The sequence below is a fragment of the Pseudomarimonas salicorniae genome (genome assembly GCF_023156535.1).
GTDB lineage: Bacteria > Pseudomonadota > Gammaproteobacteria > Xanthomonadales > Xanthomonadaceae > Pseudomarimonas > Pseudomarimonas salicorniae.
On record NZ_JALNMH010000010.1, the window covers coordinates 107,425 to 130,765 of the forward strand.

Annotated in this window: 26 protein-coding genes and 2 tRNA genes; 19 read left to right on the forward strand and 9 right to left on the reverse strand. The window is 69.0% G+C overall.

Annotation, left to right across the window (positions count from 1 at the left end):
* The 8 genes from M0G41_RS12670 to M0G41_RS12705 all read left to right on the forward strand — a co-directional run bounded on the left by M0G41_RS12670 (window position 1) and on the right by M0G41_RS12705 (window position 5,602).
* The gene (locus M0G41_RS12670) at window positions 1-360 is read left to right on the forward strand and encodes an antibiotic biosynthesis monooxygenase family protein (RefSeq protein ID WP_248209948.1); all 360 of its coding nucleotides are present in this window, start codon (window positions 1-3) and stop codon (window positions 358-360) included.
* Window positions 357-1,145 (forward strand): indole-3-glycerol phosphate synthase TrpC, encoded by a 789-nt coding sequence (gene trpC / locus M0G41_RS12675; RefSeq protein ID WP_248209954.1) that lies wholly within the window; start codon window positions 357-359, stop codon window positions 1,143-1,145. Before M0G41_RS12670 ends, trpC begins: the two co-directional genes overlap by 4 nt.
* A gap of 22 nt (window positions 1,146-1,167) precedes the next feature.
* Entirely contained in the window at window positions 1,168-1,821 is a 654-nt protein-coding gene (locus M0G41_RS12680) for an HAD family hydrolase (protein ID WP_248209956.1), read from the forward strand.
* Window positions 1,822-2,265: 444 nt separating this feature from the next.
* Window positions 2,266-2,979 carry an SEL1-like repeat protein gene (locus tag M0G41_RS12685; RefSeq protein WP_248209962.1) on the forward strand — a complete coding sequence of 238 codons (714 nt, stop codon included), beginning with the start codon at window positions 2,266-2,268 and terminating at the stop codon, window positions 2,977-2,979.
* A 76-nt stretch (window positions 2,980-3,055) separates the two neighbouring features.
* A complete protein-coding gene (locus tag M0G41_RS12690) occupies window positions 3,056-3,658 on the forward strand; it encodes an RNA polymerase sigma factor (protein WP_248209964.1) in 603 nt (200 codons plus the stop codon).
* Window positions 3,655-4,044 carry a hypothetical protein gene (locus tag M0G41_RS12695; protein WP_248209965.1) on the forward strand — a complete coding sequence of 130 codons (390 nt, stop codon included), beginning with the start codon at window positions 3,655-3,657 and terminating at the stop codon, window positions 4,042-4,044. Before M0G41_RS12690 ends, M0G41_RS12695 begins: the two co-directional genes overlap by 4 nt.
* Window positions 4,041-4,559, forward strand: a complete 519-nt coding sequence (locus M0G41_RS12700) for a PDZ domain-containing protein (RefSeq protein ID WP_248209967.1) — start codon at window positions 4,041-4,043, stop codon at window positions 4,557-4,559. Before M0G41_RS12695 ends, M0G41_RS12700 begins: the two co-directional genes overlap by 4 nt.
* A 74-nt stretch (window positions 4,560-4,633) precedes the next feature.
* Complete coding sequence (locus M0G41_RS12705) at window positions 4,634-5,602, forward strand: bifunctional helix-turn-helix transcriptional regulator/GNAT family N-acetyltransferase (protein WP_248209969.1); 969 nt, start codon at window positions 4,634-4,636, stop codon at window positions 5,600-5,602.
* A 15-nt stretch (window positions 5,603-5,617) separates the two neighbouring features.
* On the opposite strand, the gene crp is transcribed toward M0G41_RS12705, so the two are convergent.
* On the reverse strand, window positions 5,618-6,304 hold the full coding sequence (gene crp, locus M0G41_RS12710; protein ID WP_248209983.1) for a cAMP-activated global transcriptional regulator CRP: 687 nt from the start codon (window positions 6,302-6,304) through the stop codon (window positions 5,618-5,620).
* Between the two features lie 158 nt (window positions 6,305-6,462).
* Between crp and speD the strand changes: the two genes are divergently transcribed.
* Window positions 6,463-7,281 carry an adenosylmethionine decarboxylase gene (speD, locus tag M0G41_RS12715; RefSeq protein ID WP_248209985.1) on the forward strand — a complete coding sequence of 273 codons (819 nt, stop codon included), beginning with the start codon at window positions 6,463-6,465 and terminating at the stop codon, window positions 7,279-7,281.
* A gap of 291 nt (window positions 7,282-7,572) precedes the next feature.
* Here the strand turns inward: speD and coq7 are convergent, their stop codons facing one another.
* A complete protein-coding gene (gene coq7 / locus M0G41_RS12720) occupies window positions 7,573-8,220 on the reverse strand; it encodes a 2-polyprenyl-3-methyl-6-methoxy-1,4-benzoquinone monooxygenase (protein WP_248209992.1) in 648 nt (215 codons plus the stop codon).
* Complete coding sequence (locus tag M0G41_RS12725) at window positions 8,217-9,374, reverse strand: (Fe-S)-binding protein (RefSeq protein WP_248209993.1); 1,158 nt, start codon at window positions 9,372-9,374, stop codon at window positions 8,217-8,219. The genes coq7 and M0G41_RS12725 overlap by 4 nt, the downstream gene beginning before the upstream one ends.
* Window positions 9,375-9,474: 100 nt before the next feature.
* On the opposite strand from M0G41_RS12725, the gene rplM reads away from it, so the two are divergent.
* The 4 genes from rplM to M0G41_RS12745 all read left to right on the forward strand — a co-directional run bounded on the left by rplM (window position 9,475) and on the right by M0G41_RS12745 (window position 10,801).
* Window positions 9,475-9,906, forward strand: a complete 432-nt coding sequence (gene rplM, locus M0G41_RS12730) for a 50S ribosomal protein L13 (RefSeq protein ID WP_248209996.1) — start codon at window positions 9,475-9,477, stop codon at window positions 9,904-9,906.
* A gap of 15 nt (window positions 9,907-9,921) precedes the next feature.
* A complete protein-coding gene (rpsI, locus tag M0G41_RS12735) occupies window positions 9,922-10,314 on the forward strand; it encodes a 30S ribosomal protein S9 (protein ID WP_248209997.1) in 393 nt (130 codons plus the stop codon).
* Between the two features lie 36 nt (window positions 10,315-10,350).
* A tRNA-Gln gene (locus tag M0G41_RS12740) sits at window positions 10,351-10,425 on the forward strand.
* A 303-nt stretch (window positions 10,426-10,728) separates the two neighbouring features.
* A tRNA-Ile gene (locus M0G41_RS12745) sits at window positions 10,729-10,801 on the forward strand.
* A gap of 21 nt (window positions 10,802-10,822) precedes the next feature.
* On the opposite strand, the gene cdd is transcribed toward M0G41_RS12745, so the two are convergent.
* The 6 genes from cdd to M0G41_RS12775 all read right to left on the reverse strand — a co-directional run bounded on the left by cdd (window position 10,823) and on the right by M0G41_RS12775 (window position 15,742).
* Window positions 10,823-11,230 (reverse strand): cytidine deaminase, encoded by a 408-nt coding sequence (gene cdd, locus M0G41_RS12750; protein ID WP_248209998.1) that lies wholly within the window; start codon window positions 11,228-11,230, stop codon window positions 10,823-10,825.
* Window positions 11,231-11,767: 537 nt separating this feature from the next.
* Window positions 11,768-12,985: a CaiB/BaiF CoA transferase family protein gene (locus M0G41_RS12755; protein ID WP_248210000.1), complete on the reverse strand. Its 1,218-nt coding sequence runs from the start codon at window positions 12,983-12,985 to the stop codon at window positions 11,768-11,770.
* A gap of 98 nt (window positions 12,986-13,083) precedes the next feature.
* Window positions 13,084-13,836, reverse strand: a complete 753-nt coding sequence (locus M0G41_RS12760) for an SDR family NAD(P)-dependent oxidoreductase (protein ID WP_248210001.1) — start codon at window positions 13,834-13,836, stop codon at window positions 13,084-13,086.
* 7 nt (window positions 13,837-13,843) lie between these two features.
* A complete protein-coding gene (locus M0G41_RS12765; protein ID WP_248210003.1) occupies window positions 13,844-14,806 on the reverse strand; it encodes an MBL fold metallo-hydrolase in 963 nt (320 codons plus the stop codon).
* A gap of 114 nt (window positions 14,807-14,920) precedes the next feature.
* Window positions 14,921-15,286, reverse strand: coding sequence for a DUF805 domain-containing protein (locus tag M0G41_RS12770; protein WP_248210005.1), 366 nt, complete (start codon window positions 15,284-15,286; stop codon window positions 14,921-14,923).
* Between the two features lie 84 nt (window positions 15,287-15,370).
* Window positions 15,371-15,742, reverse strand: a complete 372-nt coding sequence (locus M0G41_RS12775) for a nuclear transport factor 2 family protein (RefSeq protein WP_248210007.1) — start codon at window positions 15,740-15,742, stop codon at window positions 15,371-15,373.
* A 232-nt stretch (window positions 15,743-15,974) separates the two neighbouring features.
* On the opposite strand from M0G41_RS12775, the gene M0G41_RS12780 reads away from it, so the two are divergent.
* The 6 genes from M0G41_RS12780 to recG all read left to right on the forward strand — a co-directional run bounded on the left by M0G41_RS12780 (window position 15,975) and on the right by recG (window position 23,337).
* On the forward strand, window positions 15,975-16,382 hold the full coding sequence (locus tag M0G41_RS12780; protein WP_248210009.1) for a post-PEP-CTERM-1 domain-containing protein: 408 nt from the start codon (window positions 15,975-15,977) through the stop codon (window positions 16,380-16,382).
* Entirely contained in the window at window positions 16,375-18,000 is a 1,626-nt protein-coding gene (locus M0G41_RS18695; protein WP_282452904.1) for a PA domain-containing protein, read from the forward strand. Before M0G41_RS12780 ends, M0G41_RS18695 begins: the two co-directional genes overlap by 8 nt.
* 161 nt (window positions 18,001-18,161) lie before the next feature.
* On the forward strand, window positions 18,162-18,455 hold the full coding sequence (gene rpoZ / locus M0G41_RS12790; RefSeq protein WP_248210013.1) for a DNA-directed RNA polymerase subunit omega: 294 nt from the start codon (window positions 18,162-18,164) through the stop codon (window positions 18,453-18,455).
* A 109-nt stretch (window positions 18,456-18,564) separates the two neighbouring features.
* Window positions 18,565-20,742, forward strand: a complete 2,178-nt coding sequence (locus M0G41_RS12795) for a RelA/SpoT family protein (RefSeq protein ID WP_248210014.1) — start codon at window positions 18,565-18,567, stop codon at window positions 20,740-20,742.
* 94 nt (window positions 20,743-20,836) lie between these two features.
* A complete protein-coding gene (locus tag M0G41_RS12800; RefSeq protein WP_248210021.1) occupies window positions 20,837-21,229 on the forward strand; it encodes a RidA family protein in 393 nt (130 codons plus the stop codon).
* On the forward strand, window positions 21,226-23,337 hold the full coding sequence (gene recG, locus M0G41_RS12805) for an ATP-dependent DNA helicase RecG (protein WP_425511252.1): 2,112 nt from the start codon (window positions 21,226-21,228) through the stop codon (window positions 23,335-23,337). Before M0G41_RS12800 ends, recG begins: the two co-directional genes overlap by 4 nt.
* Window positions 23,338-23,341 lie beyond the last annotated feature (4 nt).

Below are 23,341 nucleotides of genomic sequence, written 5' to 3' on the forward strand. Positions count from 1 at the left end.
ATGTCTGCCGAGCGATTCGCCGACACGCCGGCGCCGCCGTACTACGCGGTGATCTTCACCGCCCAGCGCAGCGAGGTCGAGGCCGGCTACGAGGCCACCGCCGAGCGCATGGTCGAGCTGGCAGCCGGGCAGCCGGGCTATCTGGGCATCGAGTCGACCCGCGACGCGCAGGGCTTCGGCATCACGGTCAGCTACTGGGCCTCGGAGCAGGCCATCCTGGCCTGGAAGCATGACCTCGAGCATCGCGCCGCCCGCCAGCAGGGGCGCGAAGCCTGGTACACCCGCTACGAGCTGCGCGTAGCGCGCATCGAGCGCGCCTACGGCTGGCAGCGCAAGGACCCGAGCAAGGACGCGACATGAGCGACATCCTCAACACCATCATCGCCCGCAAGCACGACGAGGTCACCGCGCGGCGCAGCGTCTGGTCGATGGCCGAGCTCAGGGCCCGCGCCGCCGCAGCGCCGCCCTGCCGAGGCTTCGCCCGCGCCCTGCGCCAGCGGGTCGATGCCGGAACCGCCGGAGTGATCGCCGAGATCAAGAAGGCCAGCCCGAGCAAGGGGGTTATCCGGGCCGACTTCCATCCCGACGAGATCGCGCGCAGCTACGAGCGGGGCGGGGCGACCTGCCTGTCGGTGCTGACCGACATCGACTTCTTCCAGGGCAGCGATGACTACCTGAAAGAGGCCCGCGCCGCCTGTGCCCTGCCGGCCCTGCGCAAGGACTTCCTGGTCGATGCCTGGCAGGTCTACGAGTCGCGGACCCTGGGCGCCGACTGCGTGCTGCTGATCGTTGCCGCGCTGGGCGACGGGCAACTCGAGGAGTACGCAGGGCTAGCGGCCGAGCTGGGCATGGACGTGCTGGTCGAGGTGCACGATGAGCACGAGCTGCAGCGGGCCCTGCGCGTGCCGGCGCCCCTGCTCGGCATCAACAACCGCTCGCTGCGCACCTTCGAGGTGTCTCTCGACACCACCCTTCGCCTGCGCGAGGCGGTGCCCGGCGATCGCCTGCTGGTGACCGAAAGCGGCATCCACACGCCGGACGACGTGCGCCGCATGCGCGGCAATGGCGTGCACGCCTTCCTGGTCGGCGAGGCCTTCATGCGCGCCCCCGACCCGGGTACCGAGCTGGCCCGGCTGTTTGGCTGAGGCGGCGCCCCAGACAGGAGCGGTGCTGTTCGACTTCGACGGCACCCTGGTGCGCGGCGACTGCGTTGCAGGGTTCCTGCATGCCCAGTTCGCCCGGCATCCGTGGCGGCGTCTTGCGGCCTGTCTGCTGCTGCCGTTGCTGCCGCTGCTTGGCCACTGGCGCAGCGCCTGGATCCCCGCCTCGGCGTTCAGTTGGCTGCTGACCATCGGCCGGGACGATGCCTCGCTGACCGCCGAACGCGCGGCCTATGTCGCCCGGCTGGGCGCCGAGCCCGGGCGCTGGCTGATTGCCCCCGCCGTGCAACGACTGCGCGAACACATCGCCTGCGGCGATCGGGTCGTCATCGTCACCGGCGCCGAGCAGGGCATGGCCGAACTGCTCTGGACCGCCCTGGTGCCCGACCTTGCCCGGTTGCCGATCGTCGGCAGCGCCATGCACCGGCGGCTGGGCGGCTATGTCGGCCGCTGGCACAACGTCGGCCGGCGCAAGCTCGCCAGCCTCGCCAAGGCCGGCTTGCATCCGCCCTTCGCCGCTGCCTACAGCGACAGCAGCAGCGATCTGGCCATGCTCGCCAGCGCCCGCCGCGTGGTCCTGGTCGCCCCCGACGCGACCCAGCAGCGCAAGATCCAGCGCGCCCTGCGCGTCGACGAGATCCTCGCGCCGCGCGAGGACTGAACGCCGATCTGGCGCGAAGAAGACGTGCATAGGGTGCGGCTGGCCGCACCGGGCTTACCGTCCGAATGCCCTTATCGATGCGCCCAAGGCGCACCCTATGGGGCATCGCCGACGCCCAACGAAGCCCGACCGTAGGAGCGCACGTGGGCGCGACCGCGGCGTGACGTGTTCTCCACAGACCGCGGCCAGAGCGAACCTCCGCGGTCGCGGCCATGTCCGCTCCTGCGAAGAGCCCGCCCGATCGGGGTCGGCGGCGAATGTCCGATTTGCGCCCATCCTTCGCCATGGCGCGCCGATCCGGGGCTTGGGATGTTACGGCGCCGTGCGCCAGGGGCTACCCCATGGCTCGTCGTGGCCGCCCCGGTCGGCTGTAACCTTTTTCCCCTGGGGGCCGTCATTCAAGGCAGGCGCCGGGGGGCCGGCGCGTTGCCGGGGAGTCCTTGCATGAAGCGTTTGCTGCCGTGTCTGTTCATCCTGCTGTCCGCCGCCGCTTGTTCCGAGCCGCCTGGAGCGCTGACCGGGCTGCAGCGCGAGCTGTTCAACTCGGATGGGTTTCTTGCCCGGCATCCCGATGTCGGCGAACGCAAGCGGGCGATCTGGCTTCTTGATCAGGGGCGCCACGAGGAGGCGCTGGCCGCGTTCCGCTCGGCCGCCCACTACGGCGACAAGCCCTCGCAGGCGATGCTTGCCGAGATGTACTGGCAGGGCAGCCGCGTGACCCAGGACAGGGCAACGGCCTACGCCTGGATGGATCTCGCCGCCGAGCGCGGTTACGCGCTGTTCGTCGCCAAGCGCGAGCGCTACTGGCGCGCACTCAACCCTGCAGAGCGCCAGCGCGCGCTCGAAGTGGGAGCGAGGATCTACGAGGGGTTCGGGGACGAGGTCGCCATGCGGCGCCTGCAGACCGTGCTCGACCGCGGTCGTTTCGGCGTCACCGGCAGCCGGGTCGGCTTCGTCGGTGCGCTGACCGTGCTCGACCCGAGGCACGGGCTGCGTTTCACGTTCGATGGCGAGGACTATTACGACCGCCGCTTCTGGGAGATCGACCGCTACCGCGAGTTCACCGATGCCATCTGGTCGGGTTGGCCCCGGGGCGAGGTCGAGGTTGGGGGGGCGACCGTGGAGCGCTGCGTGTCGGGCGGCGACTGTGGGCAGTAGGGGGGGCGCAGAGGGACGCGTCCGGCGGTCGGGGTCGGGCGGACCAGGCTCCCGGGCTCGCGGCTAAGATGCGGCCGTGAGCGCTTCGACCTCCACCCCCGCTTCCTGGCCTACGCGCGCCCTGCACGCGATGTGGCGCTTCGGTCGCGCCCATGCGCAGGATTCCGAGGCGCAGCTCATTGCCGCGGCTCGACGCGGGAATCGCGAGGCCCTCAGCGCGCTGTACCGGCGCCATGCCGGCGCGGCCTTTTCGCTGGCGCTGCGACTGTGTGGTGATCCCGATCAGGGCCAGGACCTGGTCCAGGACGCCTTCCTGCGCGCGTTCGACCGGCTCGACCGTTACCGCGGCGATGCCCCGTTCGGGGCATGGCTGCGCCGCATCCTCACCAACCTCGCGGCCGACCGTGCACGGAGCGATTGGCGTTGGGTACACGACGGTGAGGTCATCGATGCGCTGTCCGCCGGCGAGGGTGCAGGGCCGGGCGGGCAGATCGATGCTCTGGGTCTGCTTTCGCGACTGGCGCCGGCGGCGCGCATGGTCATGGTGATGTACGAGTATGAGGGCTACTCGCACGCCGAGATCGCCGGGTTGCTGGGACGCACCGAGGTCTGGTCGAAGACCACCCTCTCGCGCGCCCGGGCGCGGCTCGCCGGCTGGCTGGAGGGTGAGGGGGCATGAGCAGCGATTCCCGCGACCGGCGCGTGGACGATTACCTGCGCGGCCTGCCTGGGGCCATGCCGCCGGCGGACCTGGGTGAGCGGATTCTCGCCCGGCACGCCTCACGAAGGCGGCTGCGGCGGCTGCTCCCGCTGGCGGCCGCTGCCACCCTGCTGGCCGGATTCCTTGCCTGGCGCGCGCAGACGCCGGCCGCTCCGCCGGTGCTCGTGGTCGATCCTCCGGCGGCCCTGCTCGACCTGCGCAGCGTCGACCGTCGGTTGCAGGCCGCCTATCTGGCCGGCGCGGGTGAAACCGAGCTGGACCGCCTGTGGAATGCGCGCGAGCAGGCCGTGGCCGAACTCCGCGGCGGGGGTCACGGCTCCGGTCGGCGGCAGGTTCGTCTGTGAGCCGGCTGAGCTGGCTGTGCCTGGCTGCCCTCGTCGCTGTCGGTCCCTCGATGGCGGCCGAAAGCGAGGTCGAACGGCAGGTGGCGGACGAGGTCGAAGCGGCCCTGTTGCGCCTTGCCGAATCCGGCGCGCTGGCCGAGACAGGGCGCAGCCTGAGCATCGAGCGTGAGCCCAGGGTGCGCTACGAGCTCGGGGCCGTGGTGGAGATCGATACCGCCTCGGGTGAGGCGCCGATCGTCGCCATCACCCCGGGTGGCAGCGCAGAGCGGATGGGACTACGGGTCGGCGACCGCATCCTGGCGATCAATGACCTCGACCTGACCCGCAGCGAGGACCCAGGCGCGGATTTCGCCCGCTCCACGGCCCGTGCCCAGGGCCGGCTTCGGCTCGTCGTGCGGCGCGGTGAGCGTCGCCTGGAGTTGGCCGGCAGTGCCGAACGGGTACTGGTACCCGGATTCAGGCTGCGCATCGAGCAGCCGGACCTCAACTCGACCGGCGTTGAGCCCTTGCGTTGAAGCGAAGCGGAAGGCCCTTGCGTCGGGGGTCACAAGAAAATACGTTAGTGCTTACGTAAGTGATGAATGCAGCCATGAAAGCAAATTGCTACGGCGAACTGGCATTGGGCTCTCGTCTGCGGGCATTAAGCGACCGCCTGTTCGATGCGGTCGACGAGGTCTATCACCAGCAGGGGGCCGGCATCCAGTCGCGCTGGTTCCTGCTGCTGCGCGTGCTGCTTGACGAGGGCCCGATGCCGGTCAGCGAGCTGGCCGCCGCCTTGGGCCAGAGCCATGCCGCGGTCAGCCAGCTGTCGCGCAAGTTGCAGGCCGAGGGGCTGCTGGAGCGGCGCAGCGACCCGGAAGATGCGCGGCGCAGCGTGCTGGCCCTGAGCGCCGAGGGCGAACGCCGGCTGCAGGCCCTGCAGCCCCTCTGGGCGAGCATCCGGGAAGCGGTTGGCGAATGCATCGCCCGCAGCGGCCATCCCCTGCTCGACGCGGTATCGGCGCTCGAAGCTGAACTCGATCGCACGCCCCTGGCGGATGCCATCAACCGCGAGCAGGCCCGGCGACGCGCCGCGGAGGTGCGCATCGTGCCCTTCGAGGCAGCGTATCGCGGCGATTTCTACCGGCTCAATGCCGAGTGGCTGACCCGCTACTTCTGCATCGAGGAAATCGACCACCGGGTGTTGTCGCAGCCGGAGACCGAGATCCTCCAGCCTGGCGGCTCGATCCTGTTCGCGCTGCTGGGCCACGAGGTGATCGGCACCTGTGCCCTGCTGCCGGACGGCGAAGGCCGCTTCGAGCTGACCAAGATGGCGGTAACCGCCTCGGCGCAGGGGCTGGGCATCGGCAGGAAACTGCTGGTGGCGGCCATCGAGGAGTTCAAGCGCCTGGGCGGGACGGAACTGTTCCTGGAATCGCACAGCAGCCTCGGACCGGCGCTGGCGCTTTACCAGTCTCTGGGCTTCGAGCGCATGCCGACGCGCAGGCCCGGCTCGCACTACCAGCGCTCGGACGTCTACATGATCTGGCCCAGCGCGCAGGCATCGCGCGCCGCCTGAATCACAAGGGCGTCGTCAGCCCCGCGGGTGGTAGACCACGATGGTCTTGCCGTGTGCTTCCAGCGCGCCGTTCTCCTCCAGCTGCTTGAGGACCCTGCCGGCCATCTCGCGCGAGCAGCCGACGATGCGGGCCAGCTCCTGGCGGCTGACCCGGATCTGGGTGCCCTTGGGGTGGCTCATCGCGTCGGGCTCCTGGCAGAGGTCGTTCAGCGTATTGGTGATCCGGCTGGTGACGTCCATGAAGGCCAGGCGGCTGGCCTTGCGCGAGGTGTGGAGCAGGCGCTTGGTCAGCTGCTGGCCGATGGCGAAGAGCAGCTTCGGGCAGTCGTCCTGCAGCGGGCCCGAGAACAGCGCGTGCAGCCGCTCGACGCCGATCTCGGCCAGCTCGGTCACCGTGCGGGTGCGCATCACCACCTCGCGGGACGGGGTGCTGACGAAGATCCCGGTCTCGCCGACGAAGTCCCCTGCGTTGAAATAGCCCAGGACCAGCTCCCGGCCGTCTTCTTCCTCGACCACCGCCGACAGCGAGCCGCTGATGATGTAGTACATGGTCCCTGCCGGGTCGCCCGGGCGGAACACGTCGGAGCGGCTGGGGTAGCGCCGGCGGTGGCAGTGCGCCAGGAACCGGTCGATGGTGGCCCGGTCGGGTGCAAGGGACGGCGGCGCGTGGGGACGCCGGAGGGTGGAAACGAGCATCGACATGGCCTGCGCTCCCGGCGCGGGTCAACAGAATGCGCCAAGCGTACTGTGCGTTGGCGCACAGATTCAACGCGGAATGAACCCACGGTGGTAGTGGCCACCGTTTTAGCCGATACTTGAAGGTTCTGTCCCCCTCGCCGGTCCCAAAGGGAATGCACGCCGTGGTCAAGCCGCTCCCGCGTCTGAAGCTGCAAGGCTTCAACAATCTCACCAAGGCCCTGTCGTTCAACATCTACGACATGTGCTACGCGGTCACCGACGAACATCAGGCCCGCTACATCGAGTACATCGACGAGGTGTACAACGCCGACCGGCTGACCCAGATCCTGACCGAGGTCGCCGACATCATCGGCGCCAACGTGCTGAACGTCGCCAGGCAGGACTACGACCCGCAGGGCGCCTCGGTGACCATCCTGATCTCCGAGGAGCCGGTGGTCGACAAGAAGGCCGCCGGCAAGGAGGTCGTCGCCGGCGCCGTGCGCGAGCATGCCGACGAGGCATCGGTGGTGGCGCATCTGGACAAGAGCCACATCACCGTCCACACCTATCCGGAAACCCACCCGCACAACGGCATCGCCACCTTCCGGGCCGACATCGACGTCGCCACCTGCGGGGTGATCTCGCCGCTGAAGGCGTTGAACTTCCTGATCGAGAGCTTCGATTCGGACATCGTGGTGATGGACTACCGCGTGCGCGGTTTCACCCGCGACGTGCGCGGCCGCAAGCACTACATCGATCACCGCATCAACTCGATCCAGGATTACCTGGCCAAGAACATCAAGAACCGCTACGAGATGTTCGACGTCAACGTGTACCAGGAGAACATCTTCCACACCAAGATGCATGTGAAGGAGTTCGACCTGGACAGCTACCTGTTCGAGGAAAAGGCCAAGAACCTCAGCTTCAAGGAGCGCCTGCGCATCGAGTCCGCGCTCAAGCGCGAGATCGAGGAGCTCTTCCACGGCCGCAACCTCGACTGAGGACGGCCGCGTCGGGCGGAGAGAAGACATTCATAGGGTGCGGCTGGCCGCACCGGACGTACCGTCCGAACGCCCGAATGGGTGCGCCCAAGGCACACCCTATGAGGCTTCGCTGAGGCCCAACGAGGCCCGACTGTAGGAGCGCACATGGGCGGACCGCGGCGTGACGTGTTCTCCACAGACCGCGGCCAGAGTGAGCCTCCGCGGTCGCGGCCATGTTCGCTCCTACGAAAAGCTCGCCCATCCGAAGCCGCGGCGAACGTCTGCTTCGCGCCCTCCTGGTCCCTTCGCTTACAGCCGATAGGCCAGCGTCTTCATGATCCGACTGGTCCACTGCATCAGCCGCGGAATCGGCTCGGGCAGCAGCTTGGCGCCGGCGGCGCGTGCATGTTCCCCGTGCTCGGCCTCGTCCGCCTGCATCTGGCTGAGGATGGCCCGGCTCCGCGCGTCCTCCGCCGGCAGACGCTCGAGGTGTTCGCCAAGATGTGCTTCGACCTGCCGCTCCGTCTCGACCACGAAGCCGAGGTTGTAGCCGTCGCCGTACAGCCCGGCGGCAACGCCCAGGGCGTAGCTCCCTGCGTACCAGACCGGATTCAGCCGGCTTGGCCGGCTGTCCAGTTCGCGCAGGCGAGCGGCGCACCAGGCGAGGTGGTCGCCTTCTTCAGCCGCTGCCTGCAGAAGGGTTTCGCGGGTGGCCGCGTCCCGCGCCACGGCGGCCTGCCCGCGATACAGCGCCTGGGCGCAGACCTCACCGGCGTGGTTGATCCGCATCAGCCCGGCGACGTGGCGGCGGGCCGGGCGGTCGAGGTCTGCCGGCGGGTGCGCATCGCCGGGGCTGGGGCGCGCGGCCTCCGGGGCTTCTGCCAGGCTGGTGACCAGGCCCGACTCGATTGCCGACAGCGCGCGGTCGAGCGGGGAAAGGGTGCGTCGGAGAGTCATTCCAGATGTCCAACCAGAAACTCGAGGGGATGCTGGACCTCAAGCGTGCCGGATCCGCTGCCAAGTCCGCGTGCAAGCTGCAGCCGGCAGCCGAGATTTCCTGCCAGCAGCAGGTCGGGCGCGGCGTCACGATACCAGTCGGAGATCGGCTTCATCCGCTGTGACGACTGCCCCGGGAACTGCAGGGACTGCACCCCCGCAGCGCCGCAGCATCGGGCGGGCGCGGGCGGGCAGAGCCGTAGGCCCGGAATCCGCAGCAGCAGGTCCTGATCGGCATCCGCGCGACGGACCACGTTGCGCTGGGTACAGGCGACATGCAGGGCGACCCGCAGGCTGGAGCTGCGCAGTCGAAGGCCGGGAAGCCGGCTGTCCCCGGCAATGAAGGCGCTCAGCTCGTGGGTGGGCAGTTGGCCCGCGGCCTCGCCGATGGCTTCGTGGCAGCCCCCTCCGGCATGCAGTACCGCCTCGCACCTGCGTGACGCGATGGCGGTCGCCAGGCGCTCCCGGAGCCTTGCGGCGTCGCCTGCATTCCCGGCGTGGCGGTGCAGGGCGCCACAGCAGCCCGGTTCCAGAACATCGACCTCCCAGCCGAGCCGCGAGAGCAGCTGTAGCGCAGCGGCGTGGGCCGGTCGTTCCCAGTGGGCGGCGACACAGCCCTGGACCAGCAGGAGTCGGCCACGAGGCGTGCCTGTCGCCGCTCGTGGCCGCAGAGGTCGCACCCGGGGAATCGAAGGAAGCCGGTTGCGCAGCCAGGGCAGCGGGCGCAACCATCGCGCCAGCCGGAATCCCGCATCCAGCACGCGCGGCCGGCCGACGCCCCATTCCAGCAGCCGCTGCCAGCGGCGCGGAGGCTGCTCGGCGCGCAGGGCGCTGCGGGTCAGGTGCAGGATGCGTCCATAGTCGACCTTGGCCGGGCAGACCGCCTCGCAGGCGCGACAGCCAAGGCAATGGCCCAGCGCGTCATCGCGGTCGGCTTCTGCCGCAGCGATGCGGCCCTCGGCGATGGCCCGTCCAAGCAGGATTCGCCCGCGCGGCGACTCCGGCTCACTGCGCGCGTCCTGATAGGTCGGGCAGTGCGGCAGGCACAGTCCGCACTGGACGCAGGCGTCCGCCAGGCGGGCGAGGGCGCTGCGGTCGGAGGCGGTCGGGGGCACCGGCGAAGGCTAGCATGGGCGGCGAGGGGTCTTGCGCAAAATCGAGACTGTGACTACAATTCCGCTCCTTTCTTTTCCGTTTGCCCTCTTGGGAGCTGCAATGAAGACCATCAGCGCCAAGCCGGAGACCGTGAAGCGCGACTGGTTTGTGGTCGACGCTACGGGTAAGACGCTGGGACGTCTTTGCTCCGAGCTCGCACGCCGCCTGCGCGGCAAGCACAAGCCGATCTACACCCCGCACGTCGATACCGGCGACTACCTCGTCGTGATCAACGCGGAGAAGATCGCCGCCACCGGCAACAAGATGCAGGACAAGATGTACTACCGGTTCACCGGCCACATCGGCAACCTGAAGAGCCAGAGCCTGGGCGACATGCTCGGCGGCGCCCACCCTGAGCGCGCGATCGAGATCGGCGTCAAGGGCATGCTGCCGAAGAACCCGCTGGGCCGCGCGATGTTCCGCAAGCTCAAGGTCTACGCTGGCCCCAACCATCCGCACACTGCCCAGCAGCCGCAGGCGCTGGACATCTAAGGCAAGGCGAAGCTCATGGCAACCGCTCAGAATTACGGCACCGGCCGTCGCAAGTCGTCCACCGCCCGCGTTTTCCTGCGCAAGGGCAGCGGCAACATCACCGTGAATGACCGTCCGCTGGACGAGTACTTCGGCCGCGAAACCGCGCGCATGATCGTTCGCCAGCCGCTCGAGCTGACCGACAACGCCGACAAGTTCGACATCCTGGTCACCGCAGACGGCGGCGGCACCACCGGTCAGGCCGGTGCGATCCGCCTCGGTATCGCGCGTGCCCTGGTCGAGTACGACGAGACCCTGAAGGGCGCCCTGCGCAGCGCGGGCTTCATGACCCGTGACGCGCGCGAAGTCGAGCGCAAGAAGGTCGGCCTGCACAAGGCACGTCGCGCTACCCAGTTCTCGAAGCGTTAATCGCGAACCTGCGCACTGCGTTAATATTGGAGTTATAGCCCCGTCGCCAAGTGGTAAGGCACCTGACTCTGACTCAGGCATTCGGTGGTTCGAATCCATCCGGGGCTGCCAAATCCAGCAAAAGACCCGCCGCAAGGCGGGTTTTTTGTTTCAGGCGACAACCCGCGCGGCAATCGTCACAAGGTTGTCGGAGTTGGCTGAAGGCGGGCGCTGACCCTCAGATTGCGTGCTCCGCACTGGCCCGGCGCGGGACGCAAGGACCGCTCCGGCGTTTGCCACCAAGTACCGCTTTCTCTTCGATCACTGGAAAGGCGACAGCCGTCTTCAGGGCAGGCTGTGGCGCTGATGGGGCCGATCCGGCAGAATCGCCGCGGATCGACAAGCGGGCGCCGCGGCTCGATCCGTCGCCTCCACGGGCCTGTAGCTCAATGGTTAGAGCAGAGGACTCATAATCCTTTGGTTCAGGGTTCGAGTCCCTGCGGGCCCATTTGCCGAAGACTCCGGCTGTTCAGGCCGACTGCGATTCCAGATTGAACGCCGCAGGCAGGAGGTCGCGTATCGACCAGCGCTGTGCCTTGCCGTCATGCCCGAGAAAGCCGATCACGGCGTCCGAGCTAAACTCCAGGATAAGTTGGCGGCAGGCGCCGCACGGTGCCGCGGAGCGGAGCGTGCCGGAGTCGTCACGGGCCACCACGTGCAGCTCCGTGATGCGCAACGACGGCCCCTCGGCGAGCACAGCGGCGGCGATGGCGGCGCGTTCGGCGCAGCCGCCGAGGGGATAGGAGGCGCATTCCACGTTGCATCCGGAATAGACATGACCCGCCTGGCTCCTCAGTGCCGCGCCGACACGAAAGCGGGAATAGGGGGCGTGGCTGTTGCGCAGCGCGGCTTCAGCCAGTTCGATCAGTTCGGTCAAGGCGGCGGTACCGGTCGGCCCAGGCACTGCAGTGTGCGAGTTCAAGGAGGGGCGCGCCAGCTCGGGCGCCTGCCGGGAGCGCGGCGGTGAGCGGCTGGCCGTGTGCCTCGTTTCCGTCGGCGTGTTCGGGCGCAAAGCAGACCTTCCACAACACCCGAATGTAGGAGCCAGCTTGCTGGCGATCGTCCCTTCCGGGGCGCCTATCGCTAGCAAGCTGGCTCCTACGTGCAACGGCGTTGCCAGGCCCGGTTTGCGCCGCAAAGCAGACCTTGCCGCAGTCAAATTGTGGGAGTGCCCTTGGGCGCGCCCGCAGCGCTGCGCATTCAACGAGGACCGCGGCCAGAGCGGATTTCCGCGGTCGCGCCCAAGGGCACTCCCACAGTCGGGCTTCGTTGGGCGACAGCGAGCCCCATAGGGTGTGCATTGGGCGCACCGATACGGGCGTTCCGACGGTACGCCCGGTGCGGCCAGCCGCACCCTATGGATGTCCGCTTCGCGCCCGAATATGCCCTTCGGCGGCATCCCGCGCCGAATGCTTCAGGCAGCGTGGATCACGCCCTGCTCTTGGAGTCGCTCGAGGGTGCCGTCATCGAGCGCGAGCCGCAGCTGCAGCACCTCGCGCGTGTCCGCGCCGAGCAGAGGCGGTGCATGTGTGAACTCGACCGGAGAGGCGCTGAGGCGCAGCGGATTGGCCACCAGGGGCAGGGCGGGATGAAGCGGGTGGGGAATCTCGCGACGCAGTTCGCGGGCTTCGGCCTGCGGGCCTGCGAAGACCGAGTCCAGTCCGTTGACCGGGGCACAGGGGATGCCGGCGGCCGAGAGCGTCGTCACCCAATGCTCCACAGGCTGTACCAGGAATGCGGCCTCCAGCGCCGGCACTAGGGACTGGCGATGCGCCACCCGGCCGCTGTTGGTCGCAAAGCGTGGATCGTCGGCGAGGGCGCTTCGGTCGACCAGAGCGCACAGGCGCGCGAACTGGGCATCGTTACCCACCGCCAGCATGAAGTGACCGTTGCGCGCCGGCATGACCTGGTAGGGCACGATGTTGGGGTGGGCCGTGCCGAGCCGCGCAGGCACTTGGCCGCCGACCAGGTAGTTCATTGCCTGGTTGGCGAGCATGGCCACCTGGGTGTCGTACAGGGCGAGGTCGATGTGCTGGCCCTCGCCGGTCGCCTCGGCGTGACGCAGCGCCGCCAGCATGCCGGTGGCGGCGTACATGCCGGTCATCAGGTCGACCACCGCAACGCCTACCTTCTGTGGCCCGCCCTCGGCGTCGCCGGTGAGGCTCATCAGGCCGCCCTCGGCCTGGATCGCGGCGTCGTAGCCTGCGCGCTGCGCGTTCGGGCCGTGCTGCCCGTAGCCCGTGATCGAGCAGTACACCAGCCTGGGGTTCAGCGACTGGAGCGAGGGCCAGTCCAGTCTGTGTCGGGCCAGCCCGCCGGGTCGGAAATTCTCCACCAGCAGGTCGCAGTGGCGCGCCAGTTCGCGGACCAGGTCGGCCCCTTCCGTCTTCGAGAAGTCGATGGCGACCGAGCGCTTGCCGCGGTTGGCGGCCAGGTAGTAGGCGGATTCGGCGCTTGGATTGCCGGCGCCGTCATGCAGGAAGGGTGGCCCCCAGCGACGGGTGTCGTCGCCGCCTCGCGGATGCTCGATCTTGATGACTTCGGCACCGAGATCGGCCAGCAGCTGGGTGGCCCAGGGGCCGGCGAGGATCCTCGACAGGTCCAGCACCCGCAGCCCGGCGAGCGGCCCCATCAGCGCCTCACCCCGCATCGCAAAGTGATTGCCACCGGGCTGGTGTCGGACAAGGAGGTCATGCGGGTGGGGCTGAGGCCGGGCGCTCCGGCGGGCGCTCAGCGTACGTAGCTGGCGCCATTGATGTCGAGGCAGCTGCCGCTGGCGCTGGGGCAGGCGCCACTGGCAAGGAAGGCGCATGCCGCGGCGATCTCCTCGGCGGCAGCCATTCGACCGAGCGGGATCTCGCTCGCGGCGAGGTCGCGGGTCGCCGGGTCCTGCGGCGCCATCCGGGTGTCGACCCAGCCCGGTGCGATTGCAAAGGCCAGCACCCCCTGTCCGGAATAGGCCCGGGCCAGGGTCTTGGTCAGCGCCAGCACGCCGCCCTTGCTGGCCGCGTAGGCGCTGTGGTCGGCATCGTCGCCGCGATGGCCGGCGCGGCTGGCGATGGCGATCAGCGATCCGCCGCCGCGATCGCGAAAGGCCAGCACCGCGGCGCGGCTGATGTCCGCCACCGCTATCAGATTCACCTGAAGTGTTCGCTGCCAGGCGGCCTGCCAGCCCGCATCGTCTGCAGCCAAGGGGCTGTCGACGAAGATTCCTGCATTGTTGATCACCACATTGAGCCGACCATCCGACAACGCGTCGGCTTCGGCGAACAGGTCGGTTCCCGCGCCGGGAACTGCCAGGTCCGCCTGCAGGGCGCCCACCGCGCCTGAGCCCAGCGATGTGGCGAGCTCCCGTGCGCGTTCGATGTCGCGGCCCGCATGCAGGACAACCCGGGCGCCAGCGCGCACGAAGTGCGCCGCCACGGCTGCGCCGACGCCGTGGCTGGCGCCGGTCACCAGGGCGCAGACCGATGACAGGTCCATGGGTGGGTCAGTGGCTGTGGCTGGATTCGCCGTCGTGGCGATGGGGGGGCTTTTCGCCAGACGCGTTCGCCTGGCGCCGTTTGATGCCCTGATAGACCATCTCCACCCAGGGCTCGATCTTGAGGAAGCCGTTGCCCCAGCGCGCGTCGAACTTCGCGGTGGGCTTCGCGGCCTTGACCTCCTCGAGCGACTTGCCCTCGGCGACCAGCGCATTCATGGACGCGGCGACCTCGGCGAGCATGTCGCGATAGGTGCGCAGTTCGGCCTTGTTGGACAGCGGGCCATGGCCGGGAATCACCCGGGTCTGGTCGTCGATCAGCGCCAGCAGGCGGTCGACCGCCGCGATCATGCCGTCGATATGGCCGCCGCTGCCCCAGTCGATCACTGGGTAGAAGCCATTGAAATACAGGTCGCCGGCATGCAGCACGTTGGCCTCGGGCCACCAGACGAAGGCGTCGCCGTCGGTGTGTGCGGCGCTGACGTGGTGCGCTTCCAGGCGCAGCCCGTTGAGGTGCAGTTGAAGGTCCTCGCCGAAGGTAACCACCGGCAAGGCGTCCGGCGTGGCCGGAGGTACTTCGCGACCGAAGGCTTCCATCAGGCCGCCCGCTGCCATGCGCCGGCGCACTTCGTGATGGGCGACGATGACCGATCCGGATTTGCCGAGGTTCTCGTTGCCGCCGGTGTGGTCATAGTGCCAGTGCGTATTCAGCACGAAACGGATCGGCTCGGCGGAGACCTCGCGGATGGCCGCCTCGATCTTCGGCGTCAGCGGTGCGAACTGGTCATCGATGAGGATGACCCCGTCGGCCCCGACCGACACGCCGATATTGCCGCCTTGTCCTTCGAGCATGTGGAGCCCCCGGCCGAGATCGGTGCGCTTGATCACGACATCCGGATCCTGGGCATGCCCGGGCGCAGCGAGGGCGAGGGCGAGCGCAGGGCACAGCAGCAGTGCGAGCGAACGATTCATGGACGGGCTCCGATTTGCGGAAGGCGCAGGCGCGCCGGGGCCCCGAGCATGGCTTCCCGGCGGAAGGAACAGCGTGAAGCCGGACCGGCCGCGCGGGGCGGCCGGCCGGAAGACTCAGCCGACGCCTTTCGGGTTCGGGCCGTACTCGTTGCTGCCGGGCTGGCTGTCGAGCACGAAGAACACGATCAGGACGATGGCGCCGATAAGCGGGATGAAGGCAATCAGCAGCCACCAGCCGGTGCGGCCGGTGTCGTGCAGCCGGCGGACGCCAACCGCGATGCTGGGCAGCAGGACGGCCAGCGAATACAGGCCGCCGAGGATGCCCATGCCGCCTTCCGTGGTCAGCCCCAGCACGCCGTCGATGATTCCCAGCACGAAGGCGATGATGATGTTGAACAGCACGAACATCCAGTATTCCTTGCGCCGGGCGCGGCCACTGAATACGGCGTACTTCTTGAGGACTTCCAGGTACCAGTTCATAACGTCTCCCCTCGTTGAACCCCGCGCCATTCAGCCACGAGGGGGGCTGCGGGGCAAGTGCGGGTGCAGCAAGACGCCGGGGAATCAGTCGCCAAGGTAGCTGTCGGGCACCGCTATGCCCTGCTGGCGGAAGAAGCTCAGCTGGTCGAAGTAGCCGCGCTGGAAAACGATCAGCCCGTCGACGACGCGGAAGAAACCACAGCCGCGCAGGCCCAGCGGATCGCGCCATTCGAGGATCGCCCACTCGCCGTCCTCGAACAGGTTCTCCTTCAGGCAGTGCATTCGCGCCCGGCCGAATTCGCGCCTGAACATGTCACGGATCGCCTCCCGGCCGACCAGTGGCTCCATTACTACCTGGTGGTTCACCGCGTCCGGGGCATACAGCGCTGCGAGCGACTCTGCGTCCGAGCGGTTGAAGCGCTCGATCCACTCGATGACCGTGGCCTTGGGGCTCATGGGGCCTCCTCTGGAATGGGGGCGCCAGCCACTCCCGCGCCGACCGGCCCACCGAATCTTTGCGGGTTCAAGAGGGGGCGGTCACGGATCTGGCGCCGCGAACGGGAGGAGAGTATCTTCTCGCGGCCCGTTCAGCTGGCGTTTTGCCCGGCGGTCCTGCGGCCATCTCCCAGCGCGCGAAGGGCTCCGGCCCGACGCGCAGGCTGGGTCCAATCGATCTGGGGAGAACATCATGAAGACGTTGCAGTGCGGCGCCATTTGCGTGGCGCTGGCCTTGGTCGCGCCGCTTGCCGGCGCCGCCGAGTCCGGGAAGGGGGGCGCGGACGCGCCGGCGATGCGGGCTGCGGTGGATCCCGCAACCGGGCGTTTCCGGCCGTTGAGCGAGGCCGAGCAGCAGGCGCTCGAGGCGCAGGGGCTGGATCGCAGCAGCGCGCTGAGCCAGCTGCGGGCGCAGCAGGCCAAGCGCGGACAGCCGGCGAAGTCGGCGGTGGTCAGCACGCCCTATGGCGAGTCGATGGATGTGCCGGACGAATACCTGGTGCAGCTGCGCGCCACCCGCGATGCGGACGGCGTTCTGAAGCACGGCCACGGGGATCCGCGGCTGGATGGTCACGCTGGCGAGGAACTGCCCAATGAATAAGCTTCGCCTGTCCCTGGCCGCCGCGCTGGCGGTCCTCCTGCACGCCACGCCCGCTTCGTCCGTCGAGGTGGAACTGACTAACTTCGATGCCGGAACCGGCGCCGGTCTCGACGACCCCAGCCCGCGGGCTCCGGTCGGCGGGAACCCGGGAACCACCCTCGGGCAGCAGCGCCAGATTGCCTACCAGTTTGCTGCCGACCTCTGGAGCACGGTGCTCGACGGCGAGACGCCGGTTCGGGTGACCGCCTCGACCCAGCCGTTGAGCTGCACGCCGACCAGCGGCACCCTCGCCCAGGCGGGCGCGCTGAGCGTCTACCGCAACTTCCCCGGCTCGATTCCCAACACCTGGTACCACGTTGCCCTGGCCAAGGGGATTACCGGCATCGACCTGCCGACCAGCTCCGGGTTCGACATCCTCACCCAGTTCAACGGGGCGATCGGCGTTGATCCGAACTGCCTGACCGGTTCGGACTGGTACTACGGCCTCGATGGCAATACGCCCGCCGGAAAGATCAACTTCCTCAACGTGGTCATGCACGAGATCGGGCATGGTCTCGGCTTCTCGGGCTTCGAGAACGTGAGCAGCGGTCAGCCGCTGGCGGGCACGCCGAGCATCTACGCCACCTATGCCTTTGACAACACGCAGGGTCAGCTGGTCCGCAACATGACCGCCGCCCAGCGCGTCGCCGCCTTCGTCAACGACGGCAACCTGGTCTGGACCGGCCCGAACGTGACCGCCCAGGCGCCGCTGGTGCTCGACTACGCGGTCGTCCTCCGGGCCTCGGCGCCTGCTGCGATCGCCGGCAACGAGTACGACGCGGTAGCCGCCGCCTTCGGCCCCGCAGCCACGCCGGGCAGTTTCGCGGGAGCCGTGGCCGTCGCCAACGACGGCACCGGTCCGACCGCCACCCTGGCCTGCCAGCCGCTGCAGAACGCTGCAGAGGTGGCCGGCAAGCTGGCCCTGGTCGATCGCGGTGTCTGCGCCTTTGCGGTCAAGGCCGCCAATGCCCAGGCTGCCGGCGCCACCGGTGTGATCATCGCCAACAGCGCTGGCGGGGCGTTCGCACCCGGCGGCACCGCGGCCGATGTCACCATTCCGGTGATCGGGGTGGCGCAGGCCACCGGCGCTGCCTTCAAGGCGAACTCCGCGGGACTGGCGGCGGCTCTGGTGCAGAGCGGCACGCGTCTGGCCGGTGCGGATGCGGCGGGCCGGGTGCAGATGTACGCGCCGACGGCGCGGGCGCCTGGATCCACCTACTCGCACTTCGATACGCGGGTCAGCCCGAATGCGCTGATGGAGCCGTTCAACACGGCCAGCATCCAGGCCAACTACAGCATCGACCTGACCCCGGCCCTGTTCGCCGACGAGGGTTGGCCGCTGGATACCGGCTCGGCACGCATCGGCGACTGTGATACCGGCGTGGCCGTGCAGCAGGAGGGCGGGCTGATCATCGGCGCCAACCTGGTCGCCCAGAGCAATGTCTGCAAGATCGGCGCGCGCAACCACGGCCAGTACGTCAGCTGCATGTCCGGGCATACCAATGCCCTGCGCGCCGCCGGCCTGCTTCCGGCCGGTTCGCACGGGGCAATCCAGCGCTGCGTGGCGAAGAACAAGTAGGAAAAGGGTGGGCGGGCCCGGCTCCGGTCTGCGCCGGAGCCGGGTTCTTCGCATCGGGCGCCCTCCCTTCGGGGGGGCGCCTATTGCCCGCAGCCCGGCCAGGCCCTATTCTTGGCTGTTCTTTTTTCGAGGAGCGCCCAGCCGGGCGCGTTGAGGATCCTATGGCGCGTGTAACCGTCGAAGACTGCCTGAAGGTGGTCGACAACCGTTTCGAACTGGTGGTGATGGCCTCAAAGCGGGCCCGCCAGCTCGCCAAGGGAGCGCAGTCGGCCCTGGCCGGCGAGGAAGGCGAGGACAAGCCGACCGTGCTGGCGCTGCGCGAGATCGCAGCGCGCAAGGTCGACCAGGCGATGATTGATGAAGTCGAGAAGGTCGAGCGCGAGCGGGCCGAGCGCGAGGCCCTGGAGTGGGCCGCCGCCGAAGTCGACGACGATCTTTCGAAGGGCGACGACTGACCCGAGCGGGCGACGCCGCGCGCCCTTTCATACCCGCCGCCTGTCCGCGGCGCGGCGGGGAGGGATCTCCGGCGTTGCCGCCGCACCGGGGGCTTTGTAGTCTCCCCGGATGAATGCGAATTCCGCCGCAGCTACCGGACTCCGACTGCTCGATCCCGTCCCCGAGGCGGCCGCGCGGCTGGAGGCGGCCGCGGCCGACTACCTGCCGGCCGAGCAGGTCGAGCGCGTCCACCGCGCCTACCTGATCGGTGCTGCCGCGCATGATGGCCAGACCCGCAAGAGCGGCGAACCCTACATCACCCATCCGCTGGCGGTCGCCGGCATCTTGGCCGAGCTGCGGCTGGACTGGGAAACCCTCTGCGCCGCCATCCTCCACGACACGCTGGAGGACACCTCGCTCGGTCGCAAGGCGTTGACCGCCGAGTTTGGCGAGGCGGTGGCCGAGCTCGTCGATGGGGTCACCAAGCTCGACCGGCTCCAGTTCCGCGACCGCTACGAGGCCGCGGCCGAGAGCTTCCGCAAGATGATGCTGGCGATGGCCCGTGATCTGCGGGTCATCCTGATCAAGCTCGCCGACCGCCTGCACAACATGCGCACCATTGACGCGATGAGCGTCGAGGCGCGGCGGCGCATCGCCCGCGAGACGCTGGAGATCTACGCGCCGATCGCCCAGCGCCTGGGCATGAACCGGATCAAGGCCGAGCTCCAGGATCTTGGCTTTGCCGCGCTGTATCCGTTCCGCTATCGGGTCATTCGCAAGCGTATCCAGTCGCAGCCCGTGCTGCGTCGCGAATCGATGGCCACCATCGAGGCCGCGCTGGCCCATCGGCTGACCCAGGAGCACCTGCCGCACCGCGTGGTCGGCCGCGTGAAGTCGCCGCACAGCGTCTATACGAAGATGCGCAGCGAGAGCAAGAGCTTCGACCAGGTCATGGACGTGTTCGGTTTCCGCGTCATCGTGCCCAAGGTGATGCAGTGCTACCACGCGCTCGGTGCCGTGCATGGCCTCTACAAACCGCTCGACGCGCGCTTCCGCGACTTCATCGCCATCCCCAAGGCGAACGGCTACCAGTCGCTGCACACCGTGCTGTTCAGTCCCTACGGTTCGCCGATCGAGGTGCAGATCCGCACCGAGGAGATGGACCAGATCGCCGAACGAGGTATTGCCGCCCACTGGATGTACAAATCCGGTGAGCGCGCCGGCAGTGGCGCCCAGCTGCGCGCGCAGGACTGGCTGCGTGACCTGCTGGAAAGCCAGGAGGCGGCAGGCTCTTCGGTGGAGTTCCTGGAGAACGTCAAGGTCGACCTGTTTCCCGACGAGGTCTACCTGTTCACCCCCAAGGGCGACATTCGCGCCCTGCCGCGGAATGCCACCGTGCTCGACTTCGCCTACGCCGTGCACACCGACGTCGGCAACCACGCGGTGGCCGCGCGGGTGGACAAGAAGCTGGTCCCGCTGCGCACCCGTCTGGTCAGTGGCCAGTCGGTCGAGATCATCACCGCGCCCTCGGCGCAGCCGAGTCCCGGCTGGCTGGAATTCGTGGTCAGCAGCAAGGCGCGTACGGCGATCCGCCACTTCCTCAAGCACCTGCAGCACGAGGATGCGGTGCAGCTGGGCCACCGCATGCTCGACCGCGCACTGGGCGAGCTGGATTTCTCCCTCGACCGGGTGACCCCGGAGCGACTGGAGCGCTTCCTGGTCGAGGCCCGGCTGCCGCGGCTGGAGGAATTGCTGGCCGATATCGCCCTTGGAAACCGGATGCCCCTGCAGGTCGCGCAGGCCCTGGTGCAGCGGGACGATCCGCATGCGGATCCGAAGCGCGGGCGCGCCGGCGATGCGCTGGACAGCGAGAAGATCCTGATCAGCGGCGGCGAACGGGGCGTGGTCAGCTTCGCAAACTGCTGCCATCCGGTGCCCGGCGACGACATCATGGGCTACCTCACCGCCGGCAAGGGCATCGTGGTGCACCGGCTGGAATGCAGCAACCTCCCCGAGTTCCGCAAGTCGCCCGAGCGCTGGGTGGCAATCGGCTGGGATGTCGAGGTCACCGGCGAATACGCGGCGGTGCTGCGCATCGAGGTCGACAACAAGCCCGGCGTGCTGGCCCAGGTCGCTGCCGCCATCGCCGAAGCGCACTCCAACATCGACAACGTCGAGTACCAGGAGCGCGACCTGCGCATGGCGGTGATGCATTTCGCCATCGAGGTGCGCTCGCGCAAACACCTTGCGGATGTGATCCGCCGGGTGCGCCGGCTTGGCGTCGTGCATGGCGTGCAGCGGCTCTGACCGATAGCGGTTTTTCTCGGTCGCGCAAGCCGCCGTTTCCTCTGCGGCCGCGCGCTGCATAGAATCGACCGCTCCGCCCCCACAGGTTGCGACCATGCCCCGTGACGCCATAGCCACCTCCAGCGCCCCCGCGGCCATCGGTCCCTATTCGCAGGCGGTGCGCGCCGGCGACACGGTCTACCTGTCCGGACAGATTCCACTCGATCCGGCCAGCGGCGAGCTGGTCCGGGGTGATATCTCGGCGCGCACCCGGCGCGTGTTCGAGAACCTCAAGGCGGTTTGCGCCGCGGCCGGCGGTTCGCTGGACGACGTGGTGCGGATCGGCATCTACCTGACCGATCTCGGCGACTTCGCTGCGGTGAACGCGGTGATGGCCGAGTATTTCAGCGCGCCGTACCCGGCGCGTTCGACCATCCAGGTCGCCGGGCTGCCCAAGGGCACCGACGTCGAGGTGGATGCGGTGATGGTGCTCGCCGGCGGCGCGTGAGCGCCGCGGAACAGCCCGTGTCGGCGCCGGCGGGGACCGCCGACTCGCCCATTCACCGGCTGCCCGGCGTCGGCCCGAAGTTCGCCGAGAAGCTGGCGGCCGCAGGCCTGCACACCCTGCAGGACCTGTGGTTCCACCTGCCCCTGCGCTACGAGGACCGCACCCGGCTGGTGCCGGTGTCGGCCCTACAGCACGGCCGGGCGGCCCAGATCGACGGCCGCGTCGCCGAGGTCGAGCGCAGCTTCCGGCGGCGGCCGCAGCTGCGGGTGGCGATCAGCGATGCGGCCGGCGACGTGCTGGTCCTGCGCTTCTTCCACTTCCGGGGCTCACAGGCCGCCCAGTTCCGCACCGGCGCGCGGATCAGGGTCTACGGCGAGCCGCGGCACAGCCTGCTTGGCTGGGAAATGGTTCACCCGAGCTACCGTCTGCTGGCCGAGGACGCCGAGCCGCCGATGGCCGAGCGGCTCGACCCGGTCTATCCGGCGGTGGTCGGGATCGGGCCGCAGATGCTTGCGCGCTTGATCGGCCTTGCCCTCGATGCGCTCGAGGGCGAGGCGCAGCTCGACCTGCTGCCGCCGGACTGGTTCGAGGTGGCCCGCGGCTGGGCGCTGCGCCGGGCCCTGCAATACGTCCACCGGCCGCCGCCGGACGCGGATCTCGGCGCCCTGGCCCTGGGCCAGCATCCGGCCCAGCAGCGGCTGGTGATCGAGGAGCTGCTCGCCCACCATCTCAGCCTGCGCCGTCAGCGCGACGCCCTGCAGCAGCGCGGCGCTCCGGCCCTGCGCCGGCGGGGCGAACTGGCGCAGCGACTGCGTGATGCGTTGCCATTCAAGCTGACCGGTGCGCAGCAGCGCGTGCTCGGCGAAGTCGAGGCCGATCTGCGCCAGGCAAGGCCGATGCTGCGCCTGGTCCAGGGCGATGTCGGCAGCGGCAAGACCGTGGTCGCGGCCCTGGCCGCGCTGCGGGCGGTGGAGAACGGCGCCCAGGTCGCCCTGGTGGCGCCGACCGAACTGCTCGCCGAGCAGCACTTCCAGGCCTTCAGCGCCTGGCTGGAGCCGCTTGGCGTCCGGGTTGGCTGGCTGGCGGGCAAGGTGACCGGCAAGGCGCGCCAGGGCGTTCTTTGTGAGATTGCCGAAGGCACCCTGCCGGTGGTGGTCGGCACCCATGCGCTGATGCAGCAGGCGGTGCGCTTCCACAAGCTCGCCCTGTGCATCATCGATGAGCAGCATCGCTTCGGTGTGCACCAGCGCCTGGCGCTGCGCGACAAGGGCCTCGAGGGGCGGCGCATCCCGCACCAGCTGGTGATGACTGCGACGCCGATCCCGCGCACCCTGGCGATGACCGCCTATGCCGACCTCGATGTATCGCGCATCGACGAGCTGCCGCCCGGACGCACGCCGGTGCGCACGGTGGTGCTGGCCAATGCCCGCCGCGAGGAGATCATCCAGCGCATCCGCGAGGCCTGTCTGGCGGGGGCGCAGGCCTACTGGGTCTGCACCCTGATCGAGGACAGCGACGAGGTGCAGGCCCAGGCTGCCGAGAGCACCTTCGCCCTGCTGCAGGTGGCGTTGCCCGACCTGAGCGTCGGTCTGGTCCATGGTCGGCTGAAGCCGGCCGAGAAGGCCGAGGTCATGCGGCAGTTCAAGGCCGGCGATCTGCAGCTGCTGGTGGCAACGACGGTGATCGAGGTCGGCGTCGACGTGCCGAACGCCTCCCTGATGCTGATCGAGAACGCTGAGCGTCTCGGGCTTGCCCAGCTGCACCAGCTGCGCGGGCGGGTCGGTCGCGGCGCCGCGGTGTCGTCCTGCGTGCTGCTCTATCAGCCGCCGCTGTCCGGGCTGGCGCGCCAGCGCCTTGAGACGATGCGGGAGACCGGCGACGGCTTTGTCATCGCCGAGCGCGACCTCGCCCTGCGCGGCCCGGGCGAGATGCTGGGCACCCGGCAGACCGGGCTGGCCCAGTTCCGCCTTGCCGACCTGCAGCGCGACGCGCCCCTGCTCGACGCCGTCGCTGCGCTGGGCGAACGGGTCCAGGCAGAACGACCCGAGGCCACCGATGCGTTGATCCGGCGCTGGATCGGCAGCGCGGTGCGCTACGCTGGCGTCTGAACCC

Excerpts from the sequence above, each read along its gene's own strand:
- M0G41_RS12670 (WP_248209948.1), top strand. The coding sequence starts at position 1 with ATGTCTGCCGAGCGATTCGCCGACACGCCGGCGCCGCCGTACTACGCG.
- trpC (WP_248209954.1), top strand. The coding sequence starts at position 357 with ATGAGCGACATCCTCAACACCATCATCGCCCGCAAGCACGACGAGGTC.
- M0G41_RS12685 (WP_248209962.1), top strand. The coding sequence starts at position 2,266 with ATGAAGCGTTTGCTGCCGTGTCTGTTCATCCTGCTGTCCGCCGCCGCT.
- M0G41_RS12695 (WP_248209965.1), top strand. The coding sequence starts at position 3,655 with ATGAGCAGCGATTCCCGCGACCGGCGCGTGGACGATTACCTGCGCGGC.
- M0G41_RS12705 (WP_248209969.1), top strand. The coding sequence starts at position 4,634 with ATGAAAGCAAATTGCTACGGCGAACTGGCATTGGGCTCTCGTCTGCGG.
- crp (WP_248209983.1), bottom strand. The coding sequence starts at position 6,304 with ATGTCGATGCTCGTTTCCACCCTCCGGCGTCCCCACGCGCCGCCGTCC.
- coq7 (WP_248209992.1), bottom strand. The coding sequence starts at position 8,220 with ATGACTCTCCGACGCACCCTTTCCCCGCTCGACCGCGCGCTGTCGGCA.
- rplM (WP_248209996.1), top strand. The coding sequence starts at position 9,475 with ATGAAGACCATCAGCGCCAAGCCGGAGACCGTGAAGCGCGACTGGTTT.
- rpsI (WP_248209997.1), top strand. The coding sequence starts at position 9,922 with ATGGCAACCGCTCAGAATTACGGCACCGGCCGTCGCAAGTCGTCCACC.
- M0G41_RS12755 (WP_248210000.1), bottom strand. The coding sequence starts at position 12,985 with ATGGGGCCGCTCGCCGGGCTGCGGGTGCTGGACCTGTCGAGGATCCTC.
- M0G41_RS12760 (WP_248210001.1), bottom strand. The coding sequence starts at position 13,836 with ATGGACCTGTCATCGGTCTGCGCCCTGGTGACCGGCGCCAGCCACGGC.
- M0G41_RS12765 (WP_248210003.1), bottom strand. The coding sequence starts at position 14,806 with ATGAATCGTTCGCTCGCACTGCTGCTGTGCCCTGCGCTCGCCCTCGCC.
- M0G41_RS12770 (WP_248210005.1), bottom strand. The coding sequence starts at position 15,286 with ATGAACTGGTACCTGGAAGTCCTCAAGAAGTACGCCGTATTCAGTGGC.
- M0G41_RS12775 (WP_248210007.1), bottom strand. The coding sequence starts at position 15,742 with ATGAGCCCCAAGGCCACGGTCATCGAGTGGATCGAGCGCTTCAACCGC.
- M0G41_RS12780 (WP_248210009.1), top strand. The coding sequence starts at position 15,975 with ATGAAGACGTTGCAGTGCGGCGCCATTTGCGTGGCGCTGGCCTTGGTC.
- M0G41_RS18695 (WP_282452904.1), top strand. The coding sequence starts at position 16,375 with ATGAATAAGCTTCGCCTGTCCCTGGCCGCCGCGCTGGCGGTCCTCCTG.
- rpoZ (WP_248210013.1), top strand. The coding sequence starts at position 18,162 with ATGGCGCGTGTAACCGTCGAAGACTGCCTGAAGGTGGTCGACAACCGT.
- M0G41_RS12795 (WP_248210014.1), top strand. The coding sequence starts at position 18,565 with ATGAATGCGAATTCCGCCGCAGCTACCGGACTCCGACTGCTCGATCCC.
- M0G41_RS12800 (WP_248210021.1), top strand. The coding sequence starts at position 20,837 with ATGCCCCGTGACGCCATAGCCACCTCCAGCGCCCCCGCGGCCATCGGT.